Here is a 23,279-nt window from a genome sequence, read left to right as displayed (position 1 = left end):
GCCCAGCTCAGCGCGGTAGGCCCGGCGGACCGGAACGATTCTGTCCACCACCTGCCCGAAGAGGGCCAGATCGCCCCCACTTGTCACCCAAACGAGTGAGGAACCCTACGGAAGCCTGCATTTATGCGCCCAGAAAGGGCCACGCACAGGCCCCTGACAAGGGGCGCGGGGCCGTGACACATGCGGCTCCGCCGCGTGGGCGCAACCCCAGCCACGCACGCCCCTGAAAAGGGGCGCGGGGAACTGCGCAACCCCGGCCACGAACAACCCGCGGCCAACGTCACACAGCTCCCCGCACAAACGATGGAACCGCCGAGCGGAACGTCACGCCCCGCGCAGCACCGCCCCCGTACGCTCAGCGGCCAGCGAAACCGCCGCGTCACGAGCCGCGGACGCCTCGTCGACGGTCAGCGTCCGGTCGCCCGCACGGAAGCGCAGCGCATACGCCAGGGACTTGCGCCCCTCACCCAGCTGCTCGCCCGTGAACACGTCGAACAGACGGAGCGACTCGAGGAGTTCACCCGCACCCTCGCGCAGCGCGCTCTCCACCTCCGCCGCCGGAACAGCCGCGTCGACGACGAGCGCGACATCCTGCGTGGCCACGGGGAACGTGGAGATCCGCGGCGCCTGGACCGCGCCCGTACCGGCCCGCTCCAGGACGTCGAGGTCGACCTCCATCGCGCAGCTGCGCTCGGGCAGGTGCAGGGCCTTGATGACGCGCGGGTGCAGCTCACCGGCGTGACCGGCGAGGATCTCCTCACCGTCCACCACGACGGACAGCGCGGCGCACCGGCCCGGGTGCCAGGGCGCGTGCTGGTCGCCGCGCACGGTCAGCTCGACACCGGCCTCGCGGGCGATGGTGCGGGCCGCCTCGACGGCGTCCGCCCAGTCGGCCGGACGGCCCTTGCCCCACCAGCCGGCCTGCTCACGGGCGCCCGTGAGGACGACCGCGGCACGGCGCGGCTGACGCGGCAGCGCGGCGTCGAGCTCGGCGATCTCCTCGTCCGTGGGACGACGGTCGACGGGCAGGCGCACCGCCTGGGGCTCGTCGCCGGTCGGCCGGAAGACCAGGCCGGTCTCGAAGAGCGCCAGGTCGTGCGAACCACGCCCGTCGTTGCGCCGCAGCGCCTCCAGAAGGCCCGGAAGCAGCGTCGTACGGAGCGCGGGCTCCTCGTCGGAGAGGGGGTTGACCAGCTTGACCGTGGTGCGGCGCGGGTCGTCCTTCTCGATGCCGAGCTTGGCGAGCGTCTCGTCGCTGATGAACGGGTAGTTCAGCGCCTCGACGTAGCCGGCGCCGGCCAGGGCGCGGCCGACACGGCGGTGCAGGCGCTGGCGCCCGGTCAGACCGCGGCCCGCCGGGGGCCTCGGCAGCGTCGAGGGCAGGTTCTCGTAGCCCTCGAGCCGGATGACCTCTTCGGCCAGGTCGTTCGGGTCGGCCAGGTCGGGACGCCACGACGGCACGGTGACCGTGAGGTTGTCCTGCCCGTACACGTCGCAGCCGACCTGCTGGAGGCGGCGCACCACGGTCTCGCGGCCGTAGGTGACGCCCGCGACCTTGTCGGGGTGGTCCGCCGGGAGCGTGATGGTGTGCGGCGCGGAGGGCGCGATGACCTCGGTGACGCCCTCCTCCGCGGTGCCGCCCGCGAGCAGCACGAGGAGGTCGACGACGCGCTGGGCCGCGGCGGACGCGGCCATCGGGTCGACGCCGCGCTCGAAGCGCTTGGACGCCTCGGAGGACAGCTTGTGGCGGCGCGCGGTGCGGGCGATCGACACGGGGTCGAAGTGCGCGGCCTCGATGACGACGTCGGAGGTGCCGGCCTCGGCGTCGTGGTCGGCGATCTCCGTGTTCGCGCCGCCCATGACACCGGCGAGGCCGATCGGGCCACGCTCGTCGGTGATCACCAGGTCCTCGGCGTCGAGGACACGCTTGGCGCCGTCGAGGGTCGTGAACTTCTCGCCCTGCTCGGCCCGGCGCACGCCGATCGTGCCCTGCACGAGGGAACGGTCGTAGGCATGCAGGGGCTGGCCGAGCTCCAGCATCACGTAGTTGGTGATGTCGACGGCGAGCGAGATCGGGCGCATGCCCGCCTTCTGCAGGCGGCGCTTGAGCCAGATCGGGGAGCGGGCCTCGGGGCTCAGGCCGGTGACGGTGCGCGCGGTGAAGCGGTCGCAGCCGGCCGGCTCGGAGATCTGCACGGGGTAGCCGTGCGCGTTCGGGCCGGGTACGTCGAGGAGCGCCGGGTCGCGCAGCGGGATGCCGTACGCGATGGCGGCCTCTCGGGCGACGCCGCGCAGCGACAGGCAGTCGCCGCGGTTCGCCGTGACGGCGATGTCGAGGACCTCGTCGACCAGCTCCAGGAGCTCGATCGCGTCGGTGCCGACCTCGTGTTCGGGCGGCAGCACGATGATGCCGCCCGACCCGTCGTCGCCCATGCCCAGCTCGTCGCCGGAGCAGATCATGCCGTGCGAGGTACGGCCGTACGTCTTGCGCGCGGCGATCGCGAAGTCGCCGGGCAGCACGGCGCCCGGCAGGACCACGACGACCTTGTCGCCGACGGCGAAGTTACGGGCGCCGCAGACGATCTCCTGCGGTTCGCCGGTGCCATTGGCCTGACCGACGTCGACGGTGCAGAAGCGGATGGGCTTCTTGAAGCCCTCCAGCTCCTCGATGGTCAGCACCTGACCGACGACGAGGGGGCCCTTGAGGCCGGCGCCGAGCTGCTCGACGGTCTCGACCTCAAGACCGCTGGAGACCAGCTTCTCCTGCAGGTCACGGCCGGTTTCGGTGGCGGGGAGATCGACGTACTCCCGCAGCCAGGAAAGCGGGATACGCATCAGATCTCCATCCCGAACGGCCGGGTGAACCGGACGTCACCCTCGACCATGTCTCGCATGTCTTCGACGTTGTGGCGGAACATCAGCATCCGCTCGATGCCGAACCCGAAGGCGAATCCGCTGTACTTCTCCGGGTCGATGCCCGCCGCGGTCAGCACCTTGGGGTTGACCATTCCGCAGCCGCCGAGCTCGATCCAGCCCTCGGAGGAGCAGGTGCGGCACGGCCGGTCCGGGTTGCCGACGGACTCGCCGCGGCACACGTAGCAGACCATGTCCATCTCGGCGGACGGCTCGGTGAACGGGAAGAAGTTGGGGCGCAGGCGGGTCGTCATGCCCTCGCCGAAGAGCGCCTGGACCATGTGGTCGAGGGTGCCCTTGAGGTCAGACATGGTCAGGCCCTCGTCGACGGCGAGCAGCTCGACCTGCATGAACACCGGGGTGTGCGTGGCGTCCAGCTCGTCGGAGCGGTACACGCGGCCCGGGCAGATCACGTAGACCGGCGGCTCGCGGTCGAGCATGGACCGGATCTGCACGGGAGACGTGTGGGTGCGCAGGACGACGTTCGACTCCGTCTCGCGGCCCTTGGGGCCCTGGACGAAGAACGTGTCCTGCATGCCCCGCGCCGGGTGGTCGGGGCCGATGTTCAGCGCGTCGAAGTTGAACCACTCCGCCTCGACCTCGGGGCCCTCGGCGACCTCGTAGCCCATGGCCACGAAGACGTCCTCGATGCGCTCCGAGAGCGTGGTCAGGGGGTGGCGGGCGCCGGCCGGGGTCCGGTCGTAGGGCAGCGTGACGTCCACCGCCTCCTCGACCAGGACGCGGGCGTCGCGCTCGGCCTCGAGCTCCGCCTGACGGGCGGCGAACGCCTTGCTGACGGCGCCGCGGGCCATGCCGACGCGCTTGCCGGCCTCGGCCTTGGCGTGCGGGGGCAGGGCGCCGATCTCGCGGTTGGCGAGCGACAGGGGGGAGGTGCCGCCGGTGTGGGCGACCTTGGCCTCCTGGAGCGCGTCGAGGGAGTCCGCGGCCGCGAAGGCGGCGAGCGCCTCGTCCCGCATGCGCTCGATCTCTTCCGGTTTCAAGGCCTCGACCTCAACAGGGTCGTACGACTTATTCGGTGCCGACATCTCTTCCCGTGCTTCCGGTTGGTTTGGCGGATGGTCCCCGTCCACGACTCGGAGACGATTCGTCTCAGGATTGGGACGCAAAGTGCCAAAGACCGAGTCTAACGGGGGTGGGGTGTACCGATGCGCCCGTGGGGTCCGCTCAGGCGGTCAGATACGCCGGGGCCCCCACGGGCAACGTAAATCGGAACTGGGCGCCGCCGCGGGGCGCGCGACCGACCGTGATGGTCCCGCCGTGGGCCTCGACGATGCCTTTGACGATGTACAGGCCGAGTCCGGTGCCGCCGCGCTTGCTGCCCCGCCAGAAGCGGGTGAAGACGCGGTTCATGGACTCCTCCGGGATGCCGGGGCCCTCGTCGCTCACGGTGACCGACGTGCCGGCGTCCTCCCGCTCGCGGGGTGATGCCGAGGGCATGACGTCGATGGTGACCGTTCCCTCGCCGTGGCGCACTGCGTTTTCCAGGAGGTTGCTCAGGACCTGGTCGATCTTGTCCGGGTCCGCCCAGAGGTCGGGCAGCGGGTGTTCCACCCGGATGAGGAAACGGTCGGCGGCCTGTCCGGAGGCGACGTGGGCCTGGATGTGGCGGCCCACGGCGGCGCCGATGTCGACGGGCTGGCGGCGCACTTCGAGGCGGCCCGAGTCGATGCGGGAGATGTCGAGGAGCTCGGCGATGAGCCGCGTGACCCGGTTCGCGTCGGCGTCGACGGTCTCCAGCATCAGCTTCTTCTGGTCGTCGGTGAACCGCTCCCACTTGGCGAGCAGCGTCGCGGTGAAGCCCTTCACGGAGGTCAGGGGCGAGCGCAGTTCATGGGCGACGGTCGCGATCAGCTCGGCGTGGCTGCGCTCGGTGCGGCGGCGGGCCTCCGTGTCGCGCAGGGAGACGATGACGCGGCGGACGGGCCCGGTGGGCGCGCTGCGCACGTAGCGCGCGGAGACGAGGACTTCGCGGGCGCCGGGCAGCAGCAGATTGCGCTCGGGCTGTCCCCGGCGGGTGGCGAGGCCGCCGTACGGGTCGGTCAGCTGCCACCAGCGGCGGCCTTCGAGGTCCTCTAAGGGGAGGACGCGCTCCAGCGGGCGGCCGAGGGCTTCGGCGGCGGGGACGGCGGTGATCCGGACGGCCGCCGCGTTGAAGCAGATGACGTGTCCGCTCTCGTCGGCGACGACGAGTCCGTCGGGCAGGTCGTCCGGGTGGACACCGAGGTCGGCGAGGGCGTCAGGGTCGCCGGGGCCGCACCGGGCCGCGGGGCGGCGCAGGGTGCCTGGTGCCCCCGGTGCTCTGCTCGTGCCGACGCTCATATCCCCGTATCCCACCTCTCGGAGGGACGCTGTGGCCTCCGAGCTCGCCACACTACTAGCTGGGGGTGACGGAGCGGCACCCTCCGGGGGCACGCTGTGCACGCGCGGAGGCGTACAGGCAGACGGCGGCGGCCGTGGCGAGGTTCAGGCTCTCGGCCTTGCCGTGGATCGGGACGCGCACGACGGCGTCGGCGAGTGCGCGGGTCTCCTCCGGGAGTCCCCAGGCCTCGTTGCCGAAGATCCAGGCGGTGGGGGTGCCCATGGTGCCGCGGTCGAGCTCGGTGTCGAGGTCGTCCTCCCCCGCACCGTCGGCGGCGAGGATCCGCACGCCCGCCTCCTTGAGCCCCTGCACGGCCCGCTCCACGGGTACGCCGACGGCGACCGGCAGATGGAACAGCGAGCCCACGGACGCCCGCACCGACTTGGGGTTGTAGAGGTCGACGGAGGCGTCGGTCAGGACGACGGCGTCGGCTCCGGCGGCGTCGGCGCAGCGCAGGACGGTGCCGGCGTTCCCGGGGTCACGCACGTGCGCGAGGACGGCGACGAGCTTCGGGCGCGCGGCGAGGATCGTGTCGAAGGGGGTGTCCAGGAAGCGGCAGACCCCGACGAGGCCCTGCGGGGTGACGGTCGTCGAGATGTCGGCGATGACGTCCTCGTCGGCGAGGTGCACCCGGGCCCCGGCGCCCTGCGCCTCCGCGACGATGTCCGCGTAACGCTCGGCGGCGTCGGGGGTGGCGAACAGCTCGACGAGGGTGTCGGAGTGCACGACGGCCTCCCGCACGGCCTGCGGCCCCTCGGCCAGGAAGAGCCGCTCCTTCCCCCGGAAGTTCCGCCGAGCGAGCCGCCGAGCGGCACTGACACGGGAGGACTTGGGAGAGATCAACTCGGGGCCGACGGCCATTAACTCACCTTCGAGGGGGGCGGGAACGGGTTGGGGGCGGTACACATGCGCCCTGTCAGGGGCGCGGGGAACTGCGCGATCAACCCCCACAACCGGCAGACAACAACGGACGCAATCGGACCCGCAAGCCAAAGGCCTGCGGGTCCGGTAAGCATCCAGCTAAAAGCGGAGCGTCACGCAGCCTTGGGCGCGTTCACGTCCGCCGGAAGCGCCTTCTGCGCAACCTCGACCAGCGCCGCGAAGGCGTTCGAGTCGTTGACGGCCAGCTCGGCGAGGATCTTGCGGTCCACCTCGATGTTGGCGGCCTTGAGACCCTGGATGAGGCGGTTGTACGTCATGCCGTTCTGGCGGGCAGCGGCGTTGATGCGCTGGATCCACAGCTGACGGAAGTCGCCCTTGCGCTTCTTGCGGTCGTTGTAGTTGTAGACCAGGGAGTGGGTGACCTGCTCCTTGGCCTTGCGGTACAGGCGCGAACGCTGACCGCGGTAACCGCTGGCGGCCTCGAGGATCGCCCGACGCTTCTTGTGCGCGTTGACTGCGCGCTTGACGCGTGCCACTAGTTGACTCCTTGTAGCGGGGCCGTGGTTGGACTCACACGGCCCGAATTCGATTGGGTCCCGGTGCGAGCTCTGGCGCGCTGTGCGCGCCGGAACTCACTTGCCGAGAAGCTTCTTGATCTTCTTGGCGTCGCCCGGGGCCAGCTCGACCGTGCCGGTGAGGCGGCGCGTCACGCGGGACGACTTGTGCTCGAGCAGGTGGCGCTTGCCGGCGCGCTCACGGAGCACCTTGCCGGAGCCGGTGATCTTGAAGCGCTTGCTGGCACCGCTGTGCGTCTTGTTCTTCGGCATAGCGCCGTTCTCTCCTCGTCAGTGGCGCTTCCCTGCCGGTCCGGGGTGCGGACCGGCATACGGAAACGTCCAGATGTATCGGTTGGCATCCGGTCCGTACGGGCTGTACGTGACCGGATCAGGCCTCGGCGGAAGCCTCGGCCGGGGCCTCTGCAGCAGGGGCCTCGTCGGTCGCCTCGGCCGGGGCCTCGGACTGAGCCTCGGACTCAGCGGCGTCATCGGTGGCACGCTGGGTGCGACCGTGCGTCGGCTGGGCCTTCTGCTCGGCCTTGCGGGCCTCCTGGGCCTCGCGGGCCTCGGCCATGGCCTCGGTCTTCTTCTTGTGCGGACCGAGAACCATGATCATGTTTCGGCCGTCCTGCTTCGGGTTCGACTCGATGAACCCGAGGTCCTCGACGTCCGAAGCGAGACGCTGCAGCAGTCGGTAGCCGAGCTCCGGCCTGGACTGCTCGCGACCACGGAACATGATCGTGATCTTGACCTTGTCGCCCTGCTTGAGGAACCGGACGACGTGACCCTTCTTGGTGTCATAGTCGTGCGGGTCGATCTTCGGCCGGAGCTTCATCTCCTTGATGACCGTGTGCGCCTGGTTCTTGCGCGCCTCACGGGCCTTCATGGCCGACTCGTACTTGAACTTGCCGTAGTCCATGAGCTTGCAGACGGGCGGACGGGCTGTCGCCGCCACCTCGACGAGGTCGAGGTCGTACTCCTGAGCAAGCTCAAGGGCCTTGGCAAGCGGAACAATCCCGACCTGCTCGCCGCTGGGACCGACAAGTCGCACTTCGGGAACGCGAATCCGGTCGTTGATGCGGGGCTCGGCGCTGATGGATCCTCCTCGGTAGCACCACACGACGGTCTGGCGGACCGCCGCGTAACGTCTGTTTTCGTAAGTACCAACCGCGCCGGCACATAAAAAATGCCCCGGACGGTACACAGGCGGGGCTCCAAGGAATACCGGAGCACCGCCGCGGTGACCGCGGGGCGCACATCGGACGGTTCCATCGTCCGTACGGAACGATGGGGACCGTCTGACCGGTGACCCGCCGCCCCTAGGGGCGGCCAGGTGGGAGATCGGAGCCTCCACTTGTGGGCCGGTCACTCAAGCCACTGGCATGCGTGTCCGGCCGGTCGTTACACAAGGTTAGCAGCTCCCGGGGGGTGGGCCCAACCGGGTGCGCGGGCGGCTTATCGTGTGACGCATGAATGACGCCACCCCCGCCGCCGAAAACACTGACTACGACGCCCTGACCCGGGACATCGCCGAGGTTCCCGCCGTCGAGGTGATCGTGACGGTCGCGGTCAACCTGATGAGCGCCGCCGCGGTGAAGCTCGGCCTCACCGAGGAGGGCGACGCCCACAAGGACCTGGACGAGGCCCGCAAGCTGGTTCACGCTCTCGCCGGGCTGCTTGACGCCAGCGCGACGGAGATCAGCTCGTTCCACGCGGCGCCGCTGCGGGATGGACTGAAGTCCTTGCAGCTTGCCTTCCGCGAGGCGTCCTTCGTACCGGACGAGCCGGGGCAGGGGCCTGGAGAGAAGTACACGGGCGCCATTTACGGCTAGGTCGTCGTCGTGACGATCGGCCGGTTGTGGCTGGTCGCGCCCACGCGGCGGAGCCGCATATGTCACGGCCCCGCGCCCCTTACGGGGCGCACATTTCAGGGAGCGCACTTTCAGGGGCGCACGTACAAGGGCTCGCCCGGTGGGGTGGTCTCGGTCGGCAGGAGTGCCAGGTCGAGGCCCCGTACCAGGCGGGCCCTCAGTGTTTCGTCGGCGGCGATGCGCTCGGCCACGGCGCGGGCGGTCTCTGCGGTGTCGGCCGCCGGGTCGATGACGAGCGCCAGGATGCCGTCAGCGCTGCCCGGGCCCAGGTGGGCGCGCAGCACGCCGGGCTCGGCGGCTACGGCGGCACGGACCGCCTCCGTGACGGCCGGGTCGGCGAGGGGTTCGGCGCTGGTGCGGCCCTCGGAGGCGGCGCGCAGGGCGGCACCGGTGAGCTCGTAGGCGACGGGGCCCGCGAGGTCGATGACGAGAGTGTCGGCCTTCTCGTGCGCGGCGGCCTGGAGCGCCTGGTACAGGGGGACGGCGACGGGGCGGGCCGCCGGGTCCCAGCGGGCCAGGGACTCCGTGGACGTGAACGCGGGCAGGGCCTTGCGGTCGCCGGCGGTGAGCGTGGGCACGGCCATGTCGCTCGTCTTCTCGCGGCGCAGCCCGTTCTCGTCCTCCTCCACCTCGCCGAGCACGGCGACCATGGGGACGAGGAGCCGTGCGTCCTTGAGGGCCGCGAGGACCGGGCCGTGCGCCGTGCGGTCCCCGGCCCACGCGGCGAGGGCCGCGCTCAGGCGCGGGTCCGCGGAGCCGTCGTCGTCGGAGAAGCCGGGGTCGGGAATGTTCTTGTTCGCCACGTTCACCGACCCTACCGACCCTGCGGCCCGATGTTCTCAGCGGAGGGTGCGGCGGCCGCGCCACAGGTACACGGCGGCCGTGAGGAGCACCACGCCGAGTCCGCCGGTGACGGGGCCCGCCCAGCCGGTGCCCGCGTCGTCGTCGGCCGCGTCGGGACCGGGGCCGAAGTAACGCTTCGCGTACGAGGCGGCGTGCAGGCCCTCGGGCTTGACGGAGCCGCCCTCGCGGATCGCGGCGGCCGGGTCGACGAAGCCGAAGCCGAGGGAGTCGTCGTGGCCGCCGGAGGGGGCGTCGCGGGCGGTGTCCTCGAGGAGCCGCTTGATCTGCGCGGGCGTGAGGCCGGGGTGGGCCGCGCGGACGAGGGCGACGGCGCCGGACACGAACGCGGAGGCGGCGCTGGTGCCCCAGCCCGAGTAGTACGTGCGGTCGGGGTCGGCGATCGCGATGGCGTTGCCGGGGGCGCTGACGGTGGCGTACCAGCGGCGGGTGGAGAAGGGGGCGCGGTGGAGGAAGCGGTCGACGGCGGTGGCGGTGATCACGCCGGGGTACGCGGCCGGGTAGGAGACGTGGTCGCCCTTCTTGCCGCCGTTGCCCGCGGAGGCGACGACGACGGAGCCCTTCTTGAGGGCGTACTGGATCGCGGAGTCCTCGGAGGGTTCCGGGTGGGCGGTCGCGGAGTCGTCGCCGAGGGAGAGGTTGATGACGTCGGCGCCGTGGTCGGCGGCCCAGCGGATGCCCTCGGCGAGTGCGTTGCCCCGGGTGGTGCGGGCACGTTTGCGGGCCGGGTCACCGTCCTCGAGGATCACGCGGACGGGCAGGATCTTCGCCTCGGGGGCGATGCCGATCACGCCGTCGCCGCCGCCCGGGCCATGGCCGTGCCCGGCGATGATCCCGGCCATGGCGGTGCCGTGCCGGGCCCAGGAGCGGTCGCCCCGCTCGGCTCCGATGCCGACGAAGTCCTTGGCGGGCAGGACGTTGCCCTTGAGGTCGGGGTGGGTGCCGTCCACGCCGGTGTCGAGGACGGCGACGGTGATGCCCTTGCCCTTGGTCGTCCGCCAGGCCTGCTCGGTGTGCATGGCCTCCAGGCCCCACTCCTGGGCGCGGATGGAGTCGGCGTGGGCGGTGGTGGACGGGAGCAGCGCGAGGGTGGCGGCGGCCGTGAGGGCGGTGACGGTGTTCCGCCGGGTGGCGGCCGTGCGGGTCATGACGGTTCCTCGGTGGCCCTGGCGACGGTGGCGCGCAGGCGGCGTTCGACGCGGTCCGCGACGCCTTGCGCCTCGAAGCCGAGGCCGGCCTGTGCGGCGGCGGTGACGCCGGTGGACTCCATGGCCTTGGCGGCGGGCTGCGGGTCGGTGACGGTGCGGCCGTCGGCGAAGCCGGAGACCGCGTAGACGACGACCGGGGCGTCGGTGAGGACGGAGACGGACCAGGAGGCCCGCTGGGCGTCGCCGAAACCGGCGGCGAGGGTACCCTCGGCCCCGTACGCGCGGGGCATGAGGTCGGTCCTGCGGTCGAGGCCGTCCTCGGCGAACCGGCTGTGCAGCGCCAGCATGGCGTCGGCGTCCGCCTTGGTGAACAGCAGGCCGACGGTGGTGAGGTGGCTGCGGGTGGCGTCGGTGTAGGTGGCGCGCAGGAGCCGCAGGCAGCCGGCCGGCCTGAGCGCCTTCCGCAGGAGCGGGTCGAAGGCGTTCTCGCAGGTGCTGTCCGGGGCGACGGCGATACGGGTCCAGGTGCGGTCGGCGCCGCCGGGGCCCGCGCCGTCGCCCTTGATGACGGGCGGGAAGAGCCGGTCGACGGGGATGCTGTGCCAGAGGGTTCCGGCGGTGGCGTACGTGCTCGGCGAGCCGATGCTGCCGCCGCTGTCCCCGGTCAGCCAACTCCCGGTCGCCGCACCGCCGATGAGGCCGAGGCCGAGCACGGCGCATGCGGCGGCGGCCGCGACGCGGGGCCGTGTCCGGGTACCGACGGGACGCAGCCGGGTGGTGCTGTCGTCGTACGAGGCGGGCCGCGCGAAGACGACGAAGGGCCTGCCGGCGCCGGGCCCCGGGGTGAGATCGACGGCGCCGACGGGACGACGGGGTCCGGCGGGGGGCAGGGCCGGGCTGTCCGCGCCGGGGGTGCGGGCGGACGGGAGGCGGGGGCCGGGGTCAGGGGTGGACGCCGGTGAGGAGATGGCCGGGTGGCCGGGAGCGGCAGGCGGGGTGGAGCGGTTCGGGTCGGCGGTGGCGGGTGTCGCCGCCGGGCGTCCCGGGGTGGCTTCGCCGGTACCGTCGTCCGCCGTGTCCCTGATGGGCCGCAGCCGGGTCGTGGTCTCCGTGGGGCGCTCGGGCGGCAGGGGGCCGGGGAGCGAGGCCGGCGGCTGGGCGCCGGGCGTCGTGGCCGTGGGCGGCGGGGCGTCCGGGAAGCGGGCCGAGGCCGGGGGCGGCGGGGGCGTCCGGCCGGGGGCCGGGGTGTGCGCGGGGCGCGGAGGTATCGGCCCGTTCGACGAGGACGGCGTGGGCGACGCGGAAGGCATGGGCTGCGTGGACGGCGCGGAAGGCATGGGCTGCACGGACGGCCCGCTCGGCGCGGACGGCACAGATGGCGTGGGCTGCGCGGACGGCCCGTTCAACGCAGACGGCGCAGACGGCGTAGGCGACGCGGGCGACCCGGACGGCACGGGCTGCATGGCGGGCAAGTCCGCCCGGTGCGTGGGGGGCTGGGAGGGGCGCGGTGGGATCGGCGCGCGGCGCGCTTGCGTGGTCATGCCTCCCCGTTCCCCGTCCCCTGCTCGTCCTGCGTCCGCGTCACTCTACGGGCTGACGCGGCCCCGCAGGGAACCCGTGCCGCAGGTCAGGACGATCTGCCCGGATCCTCCCCCTACCCCGCGGTAATCGTGTCTGGCAGGCTTCGGCCATGACACCCCGTGCAGCCGACAGGGCCCGCTACGACCGGGCCACCGCTCACCTCGACGCCCCGGTCGCGATCGTCGATCTGGACGCCTTCGACGCCAATGCGGACGACCTGGTGAGGCGGGCGGCCGGAAAACCGATCCGGGTCGCGAGCAAGTCGGTGCGCTGCCGGGCGCTGCTCGAACGGGTCCTGGCCCGCGAGGGCTTCGCCGGGATCATGTCGTTCACGCTCGCCGAGTCGCTGTGGCTGGCCCGCTCCGGGTTCGAGGACGTGCTGCTGGCCTATCCGTCGGCGGACCGCGCCGGTTTCGCGGAGCTCGCGCACGACCCGAAGCTCGCCGCCGCCGTCACGGTGATGGTGGACGACCCGGCGCAGCTGCGGCTTGTCGACGACGCGCGGGACGGCGGGGGCGAGGAGATCCGGGTCTGTCTGGAGCTGGACACGTCGTGGCAGGTGCTCGGTGGCCGCGTGCGCGTCGGCGCCCGCCGCTCCCCGCTCCGCTCGCCCGCCCAAGTCGCCGACATGGCACGCGCGGTGGCCCGGCGGCCCGGGTTCCGGCTCGTGGGTGTGATGGCGTACGAGGGGCATGTCGCGGGGGTCGGTGACGCGATCGCAGGGCGGCCCGTGCGGTCGCGGGCGATCCGTCTGATGCAGGCCGCGGCCCGTAAGGAGCTGGCCGTGCGGCGGGCCGAAGTGGTGCGCGCGGTACGGACGGTGGCGCCGGACCTGGAGTTCGTGAACGGCGGCGGCACGGGCAGTGTGCAGCACACCGCGGCCGAGCGTGCGGTGACCGAGATCGCGGCTGGCTCGGGGCTCTATGTGCCGCGCCTGTTCGACAACTACACGTCGTTCACGGGCCGGCCCGCCGCCCTGTTCGCGCAGCCCGTGGTGCGCCGCCCCGGCGTCGGGGTCGTGACCGTGCTGGGCGGCGGGTATCCGGCGTCGGGCGCGGCGGGGGCGGACCGGCTGCCGGTGCCGTATCTGCCGGAGGGGCTGCGTTACGACCCGCAGGAGGGGCCGGGCGAGGTGCAGACGCCGCTGCTCGGGGCGCCCGCCGACGACCTGCTGATCGGCGACAAGGTGTGGTTCCGGCACGCGAAGGCCGGGGAGCTGTGCGAGCGGTTCGACGTGCTGCGCCTGGTGGAGGGGGACACGGTGACGGCGACCGTGCCGACGTACCGGGGCGAGGGCTACACGTTCCTCTGAGAACCCTGAAAGACGCTAAGGCGTGACGGTGGGGCCGATGCTGCTGCCCACGCCGCCGTCCGACCCGCTGTCGCCGACCGCCTCGATGCCCTTGACGATGCGGTCGATGTCGGAGAGCGGCGGCGCGTCCGGGCCCGCGTCGACGGTGATGCGGACGGCGACCAGGGACTCGGAGCCGACGCTGGAGGGGAAGACGACGGACTCGACGTAGCCGCCGGGTCCCTTCGCGGTCCTGACCTTCCAGCGGACGAGGTAGCCGGCGCGCCCGGCGACGGCGGTCTGGCGGGCGGCGACCTGCTGGTGCGACTCGATGCCGCCGAAGGGCTGCTGGTTGATGCCGTTCTTGTCGTAGGAGGCGTCGGCGGCGTCCTTGATGTCCTTCTTGGCGACGGCTTCGGGCGAGGTCTCGTCGGTTCCGGTGACGGTGCGGGAGACGACGGTGCCGTGCCGGCACAGGCCCGAGTCGCCGGGGCAGTCGTAGGTGCGCGGGGTGGTGATCAGCATGTCGTCGTCGACGACGTTCTCGGCCTTCTGCCAGCCGTCGAGGACGGGGAGCGTGATGCCGTTGAGCTGGTCGACGACGGTGGACGCGTCCTCCGTGGGCGTGGGGCTCGGCTCCGCGGTCGAAGGGGCCGCGGTCGAAGGGGCCGCGGTGGTGGGAGCCGCGGTGGTGGGGCCGGTGCGCGCCTCGGGCTTGTCGTCGCCCTTGCCGAGTACGACGACGCCGGTGGCGATCGAGGCGACGAGCACGATTCCGGCGGCCGCCATGGCGATGACCCTGGCGCGGCTCCCGCCACCACCGCCGCCGGGCCCGCCCGGGGGCTGCGCGGGCGGCCCGAAACCCTGCTGAGCGGGTGCCGCGGCACTCTGCGGCTGCCGCCGGTGTTCGGTCCACGCGGCCCCGTCCCACCAGCGTTCGGCGGGCGGGGCCGTGGGGTCCGGGTACCAGCCGGGCGGGGGCGTCATGCTCATCCCGGCACTCTAGGTGGCGCGAGGAAGGTCAGTACACCGAGTCCCGCTGGTCGGGCACGACGGAGCCGTCGTCGCGCGTGAGGGGTCCGAAGCCGCCCTCGGGCTTGTTGTACGCGGCCGTGGAGCAGGGGTAGAGGCCCTGCTTCTGCGGCAGCGGATCGATGAACATGGGGTTGGCGACCCAGCGGCCGTCGGCGTTGTCGTAGGCGCGGCACATCAGCTCGTTCTTGTTGCGGTTGAGCACGAGGTGCGCGCCGGTGGCGTCGCCGACGAAGGTGACGTCGGTGTCGGCGTCCCCGCCGCCGAGCGCGATGCGCTTGCCCCAACTCTGCTTCTCCCAGGCCGCCTTGCCCTTGACGTGGAAGATGTCCTGGTTGACCCAGCAGCGTTTGCCGTCGATGTACGGGATGGCTTCGCCCTGGGTGCGGCCGGTGCCGCCGCAGCCCTCGTTGTACGTGGTGATGCGGCCGCGGGAGTCCAGGACCGACCTGATGGCGATGGTGTGCTCACGGTCGATCCCCACTCCCTTCGACCACACCTCGGTGACGGGCTCGGACCCCGCCGACACGATGTAGACGTCGAACCCGGCCTTCTGGAGCGTGCGGATGAGGTCGCGCTGCTGCTCGTAGTAGCGGACGTAGCCGGGGATGGTGTGGGTGCCGAGGGTCTGGGTGGAGCCGACGGGGGCGGCGAGGGCCTCCTCGCGGGCGGCGGCCGCGTACGACTCCAGTTCGGGCACGGTGTGTCCGGCGAAGAGCTGGGGCACCCAGGCGTACTGGGGGACGGTGCGGCGGTGGTTCCACTCGCCGGCGAAGGCGGCGGCGCCGCTCATGGTCCTGCCGGATTCACGGATGTTGAAGATCTCGTCGGTGCAGTCGGTGTCCGTGGACGTCGGCAGGGGGGCGCCGACGGGGACGGCCGTGCCGCAGGCGGCGGTGAGGGCCTTGCCGGCGTCGTCGGTCAGCCACTTGCTGGTCTGCCGCCAGCTCGCGGGCCGGAGGATCTTGTCGTGTCTGAGCGACCAGGCGACGGTCGCGTCGGTGACGTCGTTCTTGGAGACGGTGTTGTCCCAGTCGAACGCGGCGACGGGGCGCGGGCCGTGGTGCCCGCCGTGTCCCGAGCAAGTGCCGCGCTCGTCGATCACGCGCTGGAGCCGGTCGCGGTTGTCGCCGTGCCAGGTCGGCTTCTTCGACAGCTGGGGGCAGCGGTCGTGCGCGGACGGGGCGCCGGCGGGCGCCGCGGCGGCCGGCACACAGGCCAGGGCCGCGGCGGCGCCCGTGGCGAGGAGGGCGGCGAGCGTTCTGCTTGTTCGGCGGGTACGCAAGTGAACCTCCGCTGGCTGGCGGGTGCGGGTGGGCCGGGCCGGTCGGCGACCGACCCGGCTGGCATGCACCGTACATCCACCGTTCAGGGGGAGTTCAGGATCCGTACACCGTGTCGGCCTGATCCGGTACGACGGTCCCGTCGGCGCGGCGCACCGGCGCGGGGGTGCCGTCGGAGGCCGTGTAGCCGGTGCTCGCGCACGGGTACGGGGTGGCCTTGTGGCCCTTCGGCTGGAGGAACATCGGGTTGACCAGCCAGCGGCCGTCGGCGTTGTCGTAGGCGCGGCACATCAGTTCGTTCTTGTTGCGGTTCAGGACGAGCCGCAGGCCGGTGGCGTCGCGCAGGAACGAGATGTCGGTGTCGGAGTCCCCGGCGGCGAACACCTGCCGCCGGTCGGCGGGTTGGACCCGCTCGGCGGCCGGGCCGTGCACGCCGAGGATCTCCTGGTTGATCCAGCAGCGCTTGCCGTCGATGTACGTGATCATCGAGTCGTCGCCGTCGCGGACGCTTCCGCAGCCCTTGAGGTGCGGGGTGAGGCGGCCGTTCGCGGTGACGTTGCGGATGCCGACGGTGTGCTGGGCGTCGACGCCCACGCCCTTCGACCAGACCTCGGCGATCGGCTCGGGGGACGCGGAGACGATCCAGACGTCGAAGCCCGCCTTCTTGAGGGTGCCGATCAGGTCGCGCTGCTGGTCGTAGTAGCGCACCCAGCCGGTGGCCTTGCCGCTGCCGACCTGCTGCTCGGTGCCGACGGGTGCGGCGAGGTTCTGCTCGCGGGCCGCGGCGGCGAACTCCTTGACCTGGGCGGTGCTCCAGCCCTGCATGAGCTGGGCGAGCCAGGCGTACTGGGGCTCGATGCGGCGGTGGTCGAAGCCCGCGAAGGCGCTCGCGCCGCCGGTCGTGGTGCCCTCGCCGTAGACCGAGGCGATCTCGTCGGCGCAGGCGGTGTCGGTGGCGGTCGGCAGGGTGGCGCCGGTCGAGGGGCAGGCCGCCGCGAGCGCTTTTGCGGCGGGGTCGGTGAGGTAGCGGCTGGTGGTGTGCCAGTCGCCGCGCTCGGGGGTGCGGATCCGGCTGTTGCGCAGGAGCCAGAACATGGTCGCGTCGCCGACGTCGTTCTTGACGACCGTGTTGTCCCAGTCGAAGACGGCGACGGGCTTGGCGCCCTTGGGGTGGGGGTCGCCGCAGCGGCCGTAGGTGTCGATGAGCTGCTGGAGTCTTGTCTTGTTGTCGCCGTACCAGCCCGCCGAGACGGTGAGCCGGGGGCATCGGGCGCCGGGCGTGGACCCGGCCGTGGTGGTGGCCTGGGCGGTGACGGCTCCGGCGGCGACTCCGGCAGCCGTGAGGGCGAGCGCGGCGGCGGCCGCGGACCAGCGGTACTTGATCTTCATGAACACCATCCCTGTCTACGCAGGACAGCCGGGCGTCGTGCGACGCCCGGCTGTCGGGTGGGTTGCTGGGGGGTGAACTACCCGGGGGTGAACCACCCGGGCCGGACTGCCCGTTCTGGACTACATGGGCGTGACGTACGCGCCCGAGATGCCGCCGTCGACCAGGAAGTCGGTGGCGTTCACGAACGAGGAGTCGTCGCTCGCGAGGAAGGCCACGGCGGCGGCGATCTCCTCTGCCTGCGCGAAGCGGCCGACCGGGATGTGCACCAGGCGGCGCGCGGCGCGCTCCGGGTCCTTGGCGAACAGCTCCTGGAGGAGCGGGGTGTTGACCGGGCCCGGGCACAGGGCGTTGACCCTGATCCCCTCGCGGGCGAACTGCACGCCGAGCTCGCGGGACATGGCGAGGACGCCGCCCTTGGAGGCGGTGTACGAGATCTGGGAGGTGGCCGCGCCCATCCGGGCCACGAACGAGGCGGTGTTGATGATGGAGCCCTTGCCCTGCCGGCGCATGTAGGGGATGGCGGCCTTGCAGCACAGGTAGACGGAGGTGAGGTTGACCTCCTGGACGCGCTTCCAGGCCTCCAGGCCCGTCTCCAGGATGGAGTCGTCGTCGGGGGGCGAGATCCCGGCGTTGTTGAAGGCGATGTCGACCGAGCCGTAGGTGTCGAACGCGGTCTTGAAGAGGGCCTCGACCTGTTCGGCGTCGGTGACGTCGACCTGGACGAAGGTGCCGCCGACCTCCTCGGCGGCCTTCTTGCCGGCGGTCTCGTCGATGTCGGCGCACACGACGTTCGCGCCCTCGGAGGCGAGGCGGCGGGCGGTGGCGAGTCCGATGCCGCTGCCGGCCCCGGTGATGACGGCGGTACGGCCGGTGAGGCGGCGGCAGATGTTCTCAGTCACTGTGCGGGACCCTCCGTGCTGATGAAGACGTTCTTGGTTTCGGTGAAGGCGGTGAGGGCGTCCGGGCCCAGTTCGCGGCCGACGCCGGACTGCTTGTAGCCCCCGAACGGCGTGGAGTAGCGGACGCTGGAGTGGGAGTTGACCGACAGGTTCCCGGCGCGCACCGCCCCGGCGACGCGCAGGGCGCGGCCCACATCACGGGTCCACAGGGATCCGGAGAGGCCGTACTCGGTGGCGTTGGCGAGGCGGACGGCGTCGGCCTCGTCGTCGAAGGGCAGCACGACGGCGACCGGTCCGAAGACCTCCTCCGCGGCGGCGGGCGCGTCGGGGGCCGTGGCGGTGAGCACGGTCGGCGGGAACCAGAATCCGGCGCCCTCGGGGGCGCTGCCCCTGATGGCCTCCGCTCCCCCGTCGACGTACGAACGGACCCGTTCCAGCTGGGACTTGGAGATGAGGGGGCCCATCTGGGTCTTCTCGTCGGAGGGGTCGCCGACGACGACGGACTCGATCGCGGGGGCGAGCAGGGCGAGGAACCGGTCGTACACGGACCGCTGGACGAGGATGCGGGTGCGGGCGCAGCAGTCCTGGCCCGCGTTGTCCAGGAACGACATGGGGGTGGCCGCGGCGGCCGCCTCGATGTCGGCGTCGGCGAAGACGATGTTCGGGCTCTTGCCGCCGAGTTCGAGGGTCACCCGCTTCACCTGGTCGGCGCACTTCGCCATGATCTGCTTGCCGACGCGGGTGGAGCCGGTGAACACGATCTTGGCGATGCCGGGGTGCTCGACGAGGGCGGCTCCTGTCACGTCCCCGGCGCCAGGAAGGACCTGGAAGAGGTACTCGGGAAGGCCTGCCTCCAGGGCGAGTTCGGCCAGGCGGAGCGCGGTGAGCGGGGTCGTCTCGGCGGGCTTGAGGATGACGGCGTTCCCGGCGGCGAGCGCGGGGGCCGTGCCCCAGGCCGCGATGGGCATGGGGAAGTTCCACGGCGCGATGACGCCGACGACGCCGAGGGGTTCGAGGATCGTGATGTCGAGGCCGCCGGCGACCGGGATCTGGCGGCCGGTCAGGCGTTCCACTCCCCCAGCCGTGTAGTCGAGCAGGTCGCGGACGTTGCCGGCCTCCCAGCGGGCGTTGCCGAGGGTGTGGCCCGCCTCGCGGACCTCCAGGCGGGCGAGTTCCTCGTTGTGCTCGTCGACGACGGCGGCGAAGCGGCGCAGGAGCCGGGCCCGGTCGGCCGGGGCGGCGGCGGCCCAGGTGCGCTGCGCCCGGTGGGCCCGTAGGACGGCGGCGTCGACCTGGTCGCGGGAGGTCCCGTGGATGGTGGCGATGACTTCTTCGGTCGCCGGGTTGAGGATGTCGTGCACGCTAAGCCTTTCGCCTTGAAGCCATTCGCCTTGAAGCCGTTCGCCCTGAAGTCATTCGCCCTGAAGTCATTCGTCCTAGAGCCTTTCGAAGGACCGGCGGAGTTCCCAGTCGGTGACGGCGGCGTCGAACGCGTCCAGTTCGACCCGCGCCATGTTGCGGTAGTGCGCGACGACCTCGTCACCGAACGCGGCCTTGGCGATGGGGCTGGTCTCCCACAGTTCGGCGGCTTCGCGCAGGGTGGTGGGGACGTGCGCGTACTCGCCCGTGTACGCGTTCCCGGTGCATTCCTCGGGCAGTTCGAGCTTCTGCTCGATGCCGTACAGGCCGGCGGCCACGAGTCCGGCGACCGCGAGGTGCGGGTTGACGTCGCCGCCGGGCAGCCGGTTCTCGAAGCGCAGGGAGGGGCCGTGGCCGACGACGCGCAGGGCGCAGGTGCGGTTGTCGTAGCCCCACGCGGCGGCGGTCGGCGCGAAGGAGCCGGGCTGGAACCGCTTGTACGAGTTGATGTTGGGCGCGTAGAGCAGGGAGAAGTCGCGCAGCGCGGCGAGCTGGCCGGCGAGGAAGTGCCGCATGACCGGCGACATGCCGCCGGGGTCGTCGGCGGTGCCCGCCATGACGTTGGTGCCGGGCTGGTCGATGGACTGGAGCGAGAGGTGGATGTGACAGGAGTTGCCCTCGCGCTCGTTGAACTTGGCCATGAAGGTGAGCGAGACGCCCTCCTGGGCCGCGATCTCCTTGGCGCCGGTCTTGTAGATGGCGTGCTGGTCGCAGGTGACGAGGGCTTCGTCGTAGCGGAACACGATCTCGTGCTGGCCGGGGTTGCACTCGCCCTTGGCGGACTCGACGACGAGGCCAGCCGCGGCCATGTCGTTGCGGATGCGGCGCAGCAGCGGCTCGATGCGGCCGGTGCCGAGGACCGAGTAGTCGACGTTGTACTGGTTGGCCGGGGTCAGGTTCTTGTAACCCGCGTCCCAGGCCTGCTCGTAGGTGTCCTTGAAGACGATGAACTCGAGTTCCGTGCCGACGTGGGCGGTGTAGCCGAGTTCGGCGAGCCGGTCGAGCTGGCGGCGCAGGATCTGCCGGGGGGCGGCGACGACGGGCGAGCCGTCGTTCCACGCGAGGTCGGCGATGAGCATCGCGGTGCCGTCGTTCCAGGGGACGCGGCGCAGGGTGCTGAGGTCGGCGTGCATGGCGAAGTCGCCGTAGCCGCGGTCCCAGGAGGACATCTGGTAGCCGTCGACGGTGTTCATCTCGGTGTCGACGGCGAGGAGGTAGTTGCAGCCCTCCGTGCCGTGGGCGAGGACGTCGTCGAGGAAGAAGCGGGCGGCGAACCGCTTGCCCTGGAGCCGCCCTTGCATATCGGGGAAGGCCAGGACGACAGTGTCGATCTCTCCGCTCTCGACGAGGGACGTGAGCTCCTCGACGCCGAGCGGGGCTGTGCGGTCTGCCACGGGAAGGCCTCCTTCGGGCTTCTTCGGTCAGCCGGAAGCCATAAGGTATTGCGGAGAACCATTGCTTGGGAAGGGGGTACGGCCATATGTCGCACACCGAGGGCGACGACCGGCTCACGCCGGTGCTGCGGCCGGTGCGGGCGGGCAACGGATTCGAGGAGGCCCTGGAGCAGATCCTCCAGGTCGTCCGGCTCGGCCTGGTGCCGGGGGGTGAACGCCTGCCGTCGGAGCGGGAGTTGGCGGACCGGCTCGGAATCAGCCGGGTCACGCTGCGGGAGGTCCTGAAGGTGCTCCAGGACCAGGGCCTGGTGGAGTCGCGGCGCGGGCGCTACGGCGGCACGTTCGTCGTGGCGCGCACGGACACGCCGGGCGAGGACGAGCTGCGCCGCCGCCTGAAGGACGTCGACGTGGAGGACGCGCTGCGCTTCCGCGAGGTCCTGGAGGTGGGGGCGGCGGGGCTGTGCGCCGCGCACGGCCTCACGGACGAGCAGGCGGACCGGCTGCGCGACGCCCTGGCCCGCACCCATGACGCGCCGCTCGCCGACTACCGGCGCCTCGACACCCTCCTGCACCTCACGCTCGCCGAACTGTGCGGCTCACCCACGCTCACGGCCCAGTACGCGGCGGTGCGCGCGACGGTCAACGACCTGCTCGACTGCATCCCGCTCTTGGTACGGAACCTGGAACATTCACAGCGCCAGCACACGGCCCTGGTGGAGGCCGTGCTCGACGGGGACGCGGACGGGGCGCGGGAGATGATGCGCGAGCACTGCGCCGGGACGGCCGCTCTCCTGCGGGGCTTCCTGACCTGACGCAGATCCGAGGGGTGATTAACCGGCATGTAACGCAGGGGTCTTGATTTCTTCGCACGCTCCCCGCAAAGGTATGGATCCATTCCATTGGACCAGCCGGGGAGCAGCCGCGCCATGACCTTGGACACCGAGAAGCCACGCCCCGTCGAGGGCGACGACTATCTGGAGCGCAGAACGCTGCGCCGCGGCAGCGCCGGCTGGCTGCTCCTGACCGGACTCGGCGTCGCGTACGTCGTCTCGGGCGACTACTCGGGCTGGAACTTCGGCCTGGCGCAGGGCGGCTTCGGCGGCCTCGGGATCGCGATGGCCCTGATGGGCGTCATGTACGCGTGCATGGTGTTCTCGCTGGCCGAGCTGTCCTCGGTGCTGCCCACCGCGGGCGGCGGCTACGGCTTCGCGCGCCGCGCCCTCGGCCCCTGGGGCGGCTTCCTCACCGGCACCGCCATCCTCATCGAGTACGTCCTGGCGCCCGCCGCCATCTCGATCTTCATCGGCGACTACGTCGAGTCGCTCGGCCTGTTCGGCCTGACCTCGGGCTGGCCGGTCTACCTGGCCTGCTTCGTCGTCTTCATCGGCATCCACCTGTGGGGCGTGGGCGAGGCGCTGCGCTTCAGCTTCGTGGTCACCGGCATCGCGGTCGCGGCGCTGCTGGTCTTCGCGGTCGCCGCGTTCAGCCACTTCGACGCGTCGCGGCTCGACGACATCCCGGTGCACGCGGACGCGTTCGGCGCCAACTCCTGGCTGCCGATGGGGATCCTCGGCATCTGGGCCGCGTTCCCGTTCGGCATGTGGTTCTTCCTGGGCGTGGAGGGCGTACCGCTCGCGGCCGAGGAGACGAAGGACCCGGCGCGCACCCTGCCCCGCGCCATCCGCTGGTCCATGGCGATCCTCGTGGTGCTCGCCGTACTGACCTTCCTCGCCTCCACCGGCGCGCGCGGCGCCGCGGCCGTCCAGGACGCCGGGAACCCGCTGGTCGAGGCCCTGCAGCCCGGCGGAAAGGCCACGGCGCTCAGCCGGATCGTGAACTACGCGGGTCTCGCCGGCCTCGTCGCCTCGTTCTTCTCCCTGATCTACGCGGGCTCGCGCCAGCTCTTCGCGCTGTCCCGCGCGGGCTACCTCCCGCGCTTCCTGTCGCTCACCAGCCGGCGCAAGGCGCCCTACCTCGGACTGCTCGTACCGGGCGCGATCGGCTTCGCGCTCGCGGCCGCGACGGGGGACGGTGCCCGCATGCTGAACGTCGCGGTGTTCGGCGCGACGATCTCGTACGCTCTGATGTCCCTGTCGCACATCGTCCTGCGGCGCCGGGAACCGGGCCTCGACCGGCCGTACCGCACTCCGGGCGGCGTGCTCACCTCGTCCGTGGCGCTCGTCCTCGCGTGCGCGGCCCTCGTGGCCACCTTCCTGGTGGACGTGACGGCGGCGCTGATCGCGCTCGGCGTGTACGCGGTGGCGATCGGGTACTTCGGGGCCTACAGCCGCAGGCACCTGGTGGCGCGGGCCCCCGAGGAGGAGTTCGCGGCGCTCGCGGCGGCAGAGGCCGAACTGGAACGGGACTGAGCACGGTGA

Annotated in this window: 19 protein-coding genes and 1 pseudogene; 4 read left to right on the top strand and 16 right to left on the bottom strand. The window is 71.9% G+C overall.

All coding sequences use genetic code 11. The annotated features are described in order from the left end of the window. Nucleotides 1-324: 324 nt before the first annotated feature. From pheT to infC, 7 genes are all read right to left on the bottom strand, one after another. A complete protein-coding gene (gene pheT / locus EOT10_RS13705) occupies nucleotides 325-2,835 on the bottom strand; it encodes a phenylalanine--tRNA ligase subunit beta (protein ID WP_127828442.1) in 2,511 nt (836 codons plus the stop codon). Next, complete coding sequence (pheS, locus tag EOT10_RS13700) at nucleotides 2,835-3,959, bottom strand: phenylalanine--tRNA ligase subunit alpha (RefSeq protein WP_127828441.1); 1,125 nt, start codon at nucleotides 3,957-3,959, stop codon at nucleotides 2,835-2,837. The genes pheT and pheS overlap by 1 nt, the downstream gene beginning before the upstream one ends. A 139-nt stretch (nucleotides 3,960-4,098) precedes the next feature. Next, nucleotides 4,099-5,253 carry a sensor histidine kinase gene (locus EOT10_RS13695; protein ID WP_127828440.1) on the bottom strand — a complete coding sequence of 385 codons (1,155 nt, stop codon included), beginning with the start codon at nucleotides 5,251-5,253 and terminating at the stop codon, nucleotides 4,099-4,101. A 55-nt stretch (nucleotides 5,254-5,308) separates the two neighbouring features. Continuing rightward, a complete protein-coding gene (locus tag EOT10_RS13690; protein ID WP_127828439.1) occupies nucleotides 5,309-6,154 on the bottom strand; it encodes a TrmH family RNA methyltransferase in 846 nt (281 codons plus the stop codon). Between the two features lie 173 nt (nucleotides 6,155-6,327). After that, nucleotides 6,328-6,711 (bottom strand): 50S ribosomal protein L20, encoded by a 384-nt coding sequence (gene rplT, locus EOT10_RS13685; protein WP_127828438.1) that lies wholly within the window; start codon nucleotides 6,709-6,711, stop codon nucleotides 6,328-6,330. A gap of 96 nt (nucleotides 6,712-6,807) precedes the next feature. After that, nucleotides 6,808-7,002 (bottom strand): 50S ribosomal protein L35, encoded by a 195-nt coding sequence (rpmI, locus tag EOT10_RS13680; protein WP_100597076.1) that lies wholly within the window; start codon nucleotides 7,000-7,002, stop codon nucleotides 6,808-6,810. Nucleotides 7,003-7,120: 118 nt separating this feature from the next. Next, on the bottom strand, nucleotides 7,121-7,852 hold the full coding sequence (gene infC / locus EOT10_RS13675) for a translation initiation factor IF-3 (protein WP_127828611.1): 732 nt from the start codon (nucleotides 7,850-7,852) through the stop codon (nucleotides 7,121-7,123). Nucleotides 7,853-8,201: 349 nt separating this feature from the next. Between infC and EOT10_RS13670 the strand changes: the two genes are divergently transcribed. Further along, entirely contained in the window at nucleotides 8,202-8,564 is a 363-nt protein-coding gene (locus EOT10_RS13670) for a DUF1844 domain-containing protein (protein ID WP_127828437.1), read from the top strand. 110 nt (nucleotides 8,565-8,674) lie between these two features. Here EOT10_RS13670 and EOT10_RS13665 read toward each other — a convergent pair whose 3' ends face one another. Genes EOT10_RS13665 through EOT10_RS41290 form a run of 3 tightly spaced genes read right to left on the bottom strand, consistent with a single transcriptional unit; the run spans nucleotide 8,675 to nucleotide 11,949 of the window. Further along, nucleotides 8,675-9,406 (bottom strand): SseB family protein, encoded by a 732-nt coding sequence (locus EOT10_RS13665; RefSeq protein WP_127828436.1) that lies wholly within the window; start codon nucleotides 9,404-9,406, stop codon nucleotides 8,675-8,677. Between the two features lie 36 nt (nucleotides 9,407-9,442). After that, nucleotides 9,443-10,612 carry a type VII secretion-associated serine protease mycosin gene (gene mycP, locus EOT10_RS13660; RefSeq protein ID WP_127828435.1) on the bottom strand — a complete coding sequence of 390 codons (1,170 nt, stop codon included), beginning with the start codon at nucleotides 10,610-10,612 and terminating at the stop codon, nucleotides 9,443-9,445. After that, nucleotides 10,609-11,949, bottom strand: a complete 1,341-nt coding sequence (locus tag EOT10_RS41290) for a hypothetical protein (protein ID WP_223280962.1) — start codon at nucleotides 11,947-11,949, stop codon at nucleotides 10,609-10,611. The genes mycP and EOT10_RS41290 overlap by 4 nt, the downstream gene beginning before the upstream one ends. A gap of 353 nt (nucleotides 11,950-12,302) precedes the next feature. On the opposite strand from EOT10_RS41290, the gene EOT10_RS13650 reads away from it, so the two are divergent. Then, nucleotides 12,303-13,505, top strand: a complete 1,203-nt coding sequence (locus EOT10_RS13650) for an amino acid deaminase/aldolase (RefSeq protein ID WP_127828434.1) — start codon at nucleotides 12,303-12,305, stop codon at nucleotides 13,503-13,505. A 15-nt stretch (nucleotides 13,506-13,520) separates the two neighbouring features. Here EOT10_RS13650 and EOT10_RS13645 read toward each other — a convergent pair whose 3' ends face one another. The 6 genes and pseudogenes from EOT10_RS13645 to EOT10_RS13620 all read right to left on the bottom strand — a co-directional run bounded on the left by EOT10_RS13645 (nucleotide 13,521) and on the right by EOT10_RS13620 (nucleotide 20,901). Continuing rightward, nucleotides 13,521-14,471, bottom strand: a complete 951-nt coding sequence (locus tag EOT10_RS13645) for a DUF2510 domain-containing protein (protein ID WP_127828609.1) — start codon at nucleotides 14,469-14,471, stop codon at nucleotides 13,521-13,523. A 34-nt stretch (nucleotides 14,472-14,505) separates the two neighbouring features. Continuing rightward, the gene (locus EOT10_RS13640; protein WP_431313285.1) at nucleotides 14,506-15,801 is read right to left on the bottom strand and encodes an HAD family hydrolase; all 1,296 of its coding nucleotides are present in this window, start codon (nucleotides 15,799-15,801) and stop codon (nucleotides 14,506-14,508) included. 94 nt (nucleotides 15,802-15,895) lie between these two features. Then, entirely contained in the window at nucleotides 15,896-17,188 is a 1,293-nt protein-coding gene (locus EOT10_RS13635) for an HAD family hydrolase (RefSeq protein ID WP_127828433.1), read from the bottom strand. 120 nt (nucleotides 17,189-17,308) lie between these two features. Next, nucleotides 17,309-18,088, bottom strand: a complete 780-nt coding sequence (locus tag EOT10_RS13630) for a 3-oxoacyl-ACP reductase (protein ID WP_127828432.1) — start codon at nucleotides 18,086-18,088, stop codon at nucleotides 17,309-17,311. Beyond that, nucleotides 18,085-19,461 (bottom strand): annotated as a pseudogene (locus EOT10_RS13625) (aldehyde dehydrogenase family protein); the annotation flags it as partial. The gene EOT10_RS13630 and the pseudogene EOT10_RS13625, both read right to left, overlap by 4 nt. A gap of 63 nt (nucleotides 19,462-19,524) precedes the next feature. Continuing rightward, nucleotides 19,525-20,901, bottom strand: a complete 1,377-nt coding sequence (locus EOT10_RS13620) for a glutamine synthetase family protein (protein WP_127828430.1) — start codon at nucleotides 20,899-20,901, stop codon at nucleotides 19,525-19,527. A gap of 86 nt (nucleotides 20,902-20,987) precedes the next feature. On the opposite strand from EOT10_RS13620, the gene EOT10_RS13615 reads away from it, so the two are divergent. Continuing rightward, entirely contained in the window at nucleotides 20,988-21,713 is a 726-nt protein-coding gene (locus tag EOT10_RS13615; protein ID WP_127828429.1) for a FadR/GntR family transcriptional regulator, read from the top strand. A gap of 114 nt (nucleotides 21,714-21,827) precedes the next feature. Continuing rightward, on the top strand, nucleotides 21,828-23,270 hold the full coding sequence (gene eat / locus EOT10_RS13610) for an ethanolamine permease (RefSeq protein WP_127828428.1): 1,443 nt from the start codon (nucleotides 21,828-21,830) through the stop codon (nucleotides 23,268-23,270). Nucleotides 23,271-23,279: the final 9 nt, after the last annotated feature.

Source organism: Streptomyces antnestii (genome assembly GCF_004005495.1).
GTDB lineage: Bacteria > Actinomycetota > Actinomycetes > Streptomycetales > Streptomycetaceae > Streptomyces > Streptomyces antnestii.
Note: the sequence above shows the minus strand (reverse complement) of the source record. Positions and strands in the feature narration are given on the sequence as shown.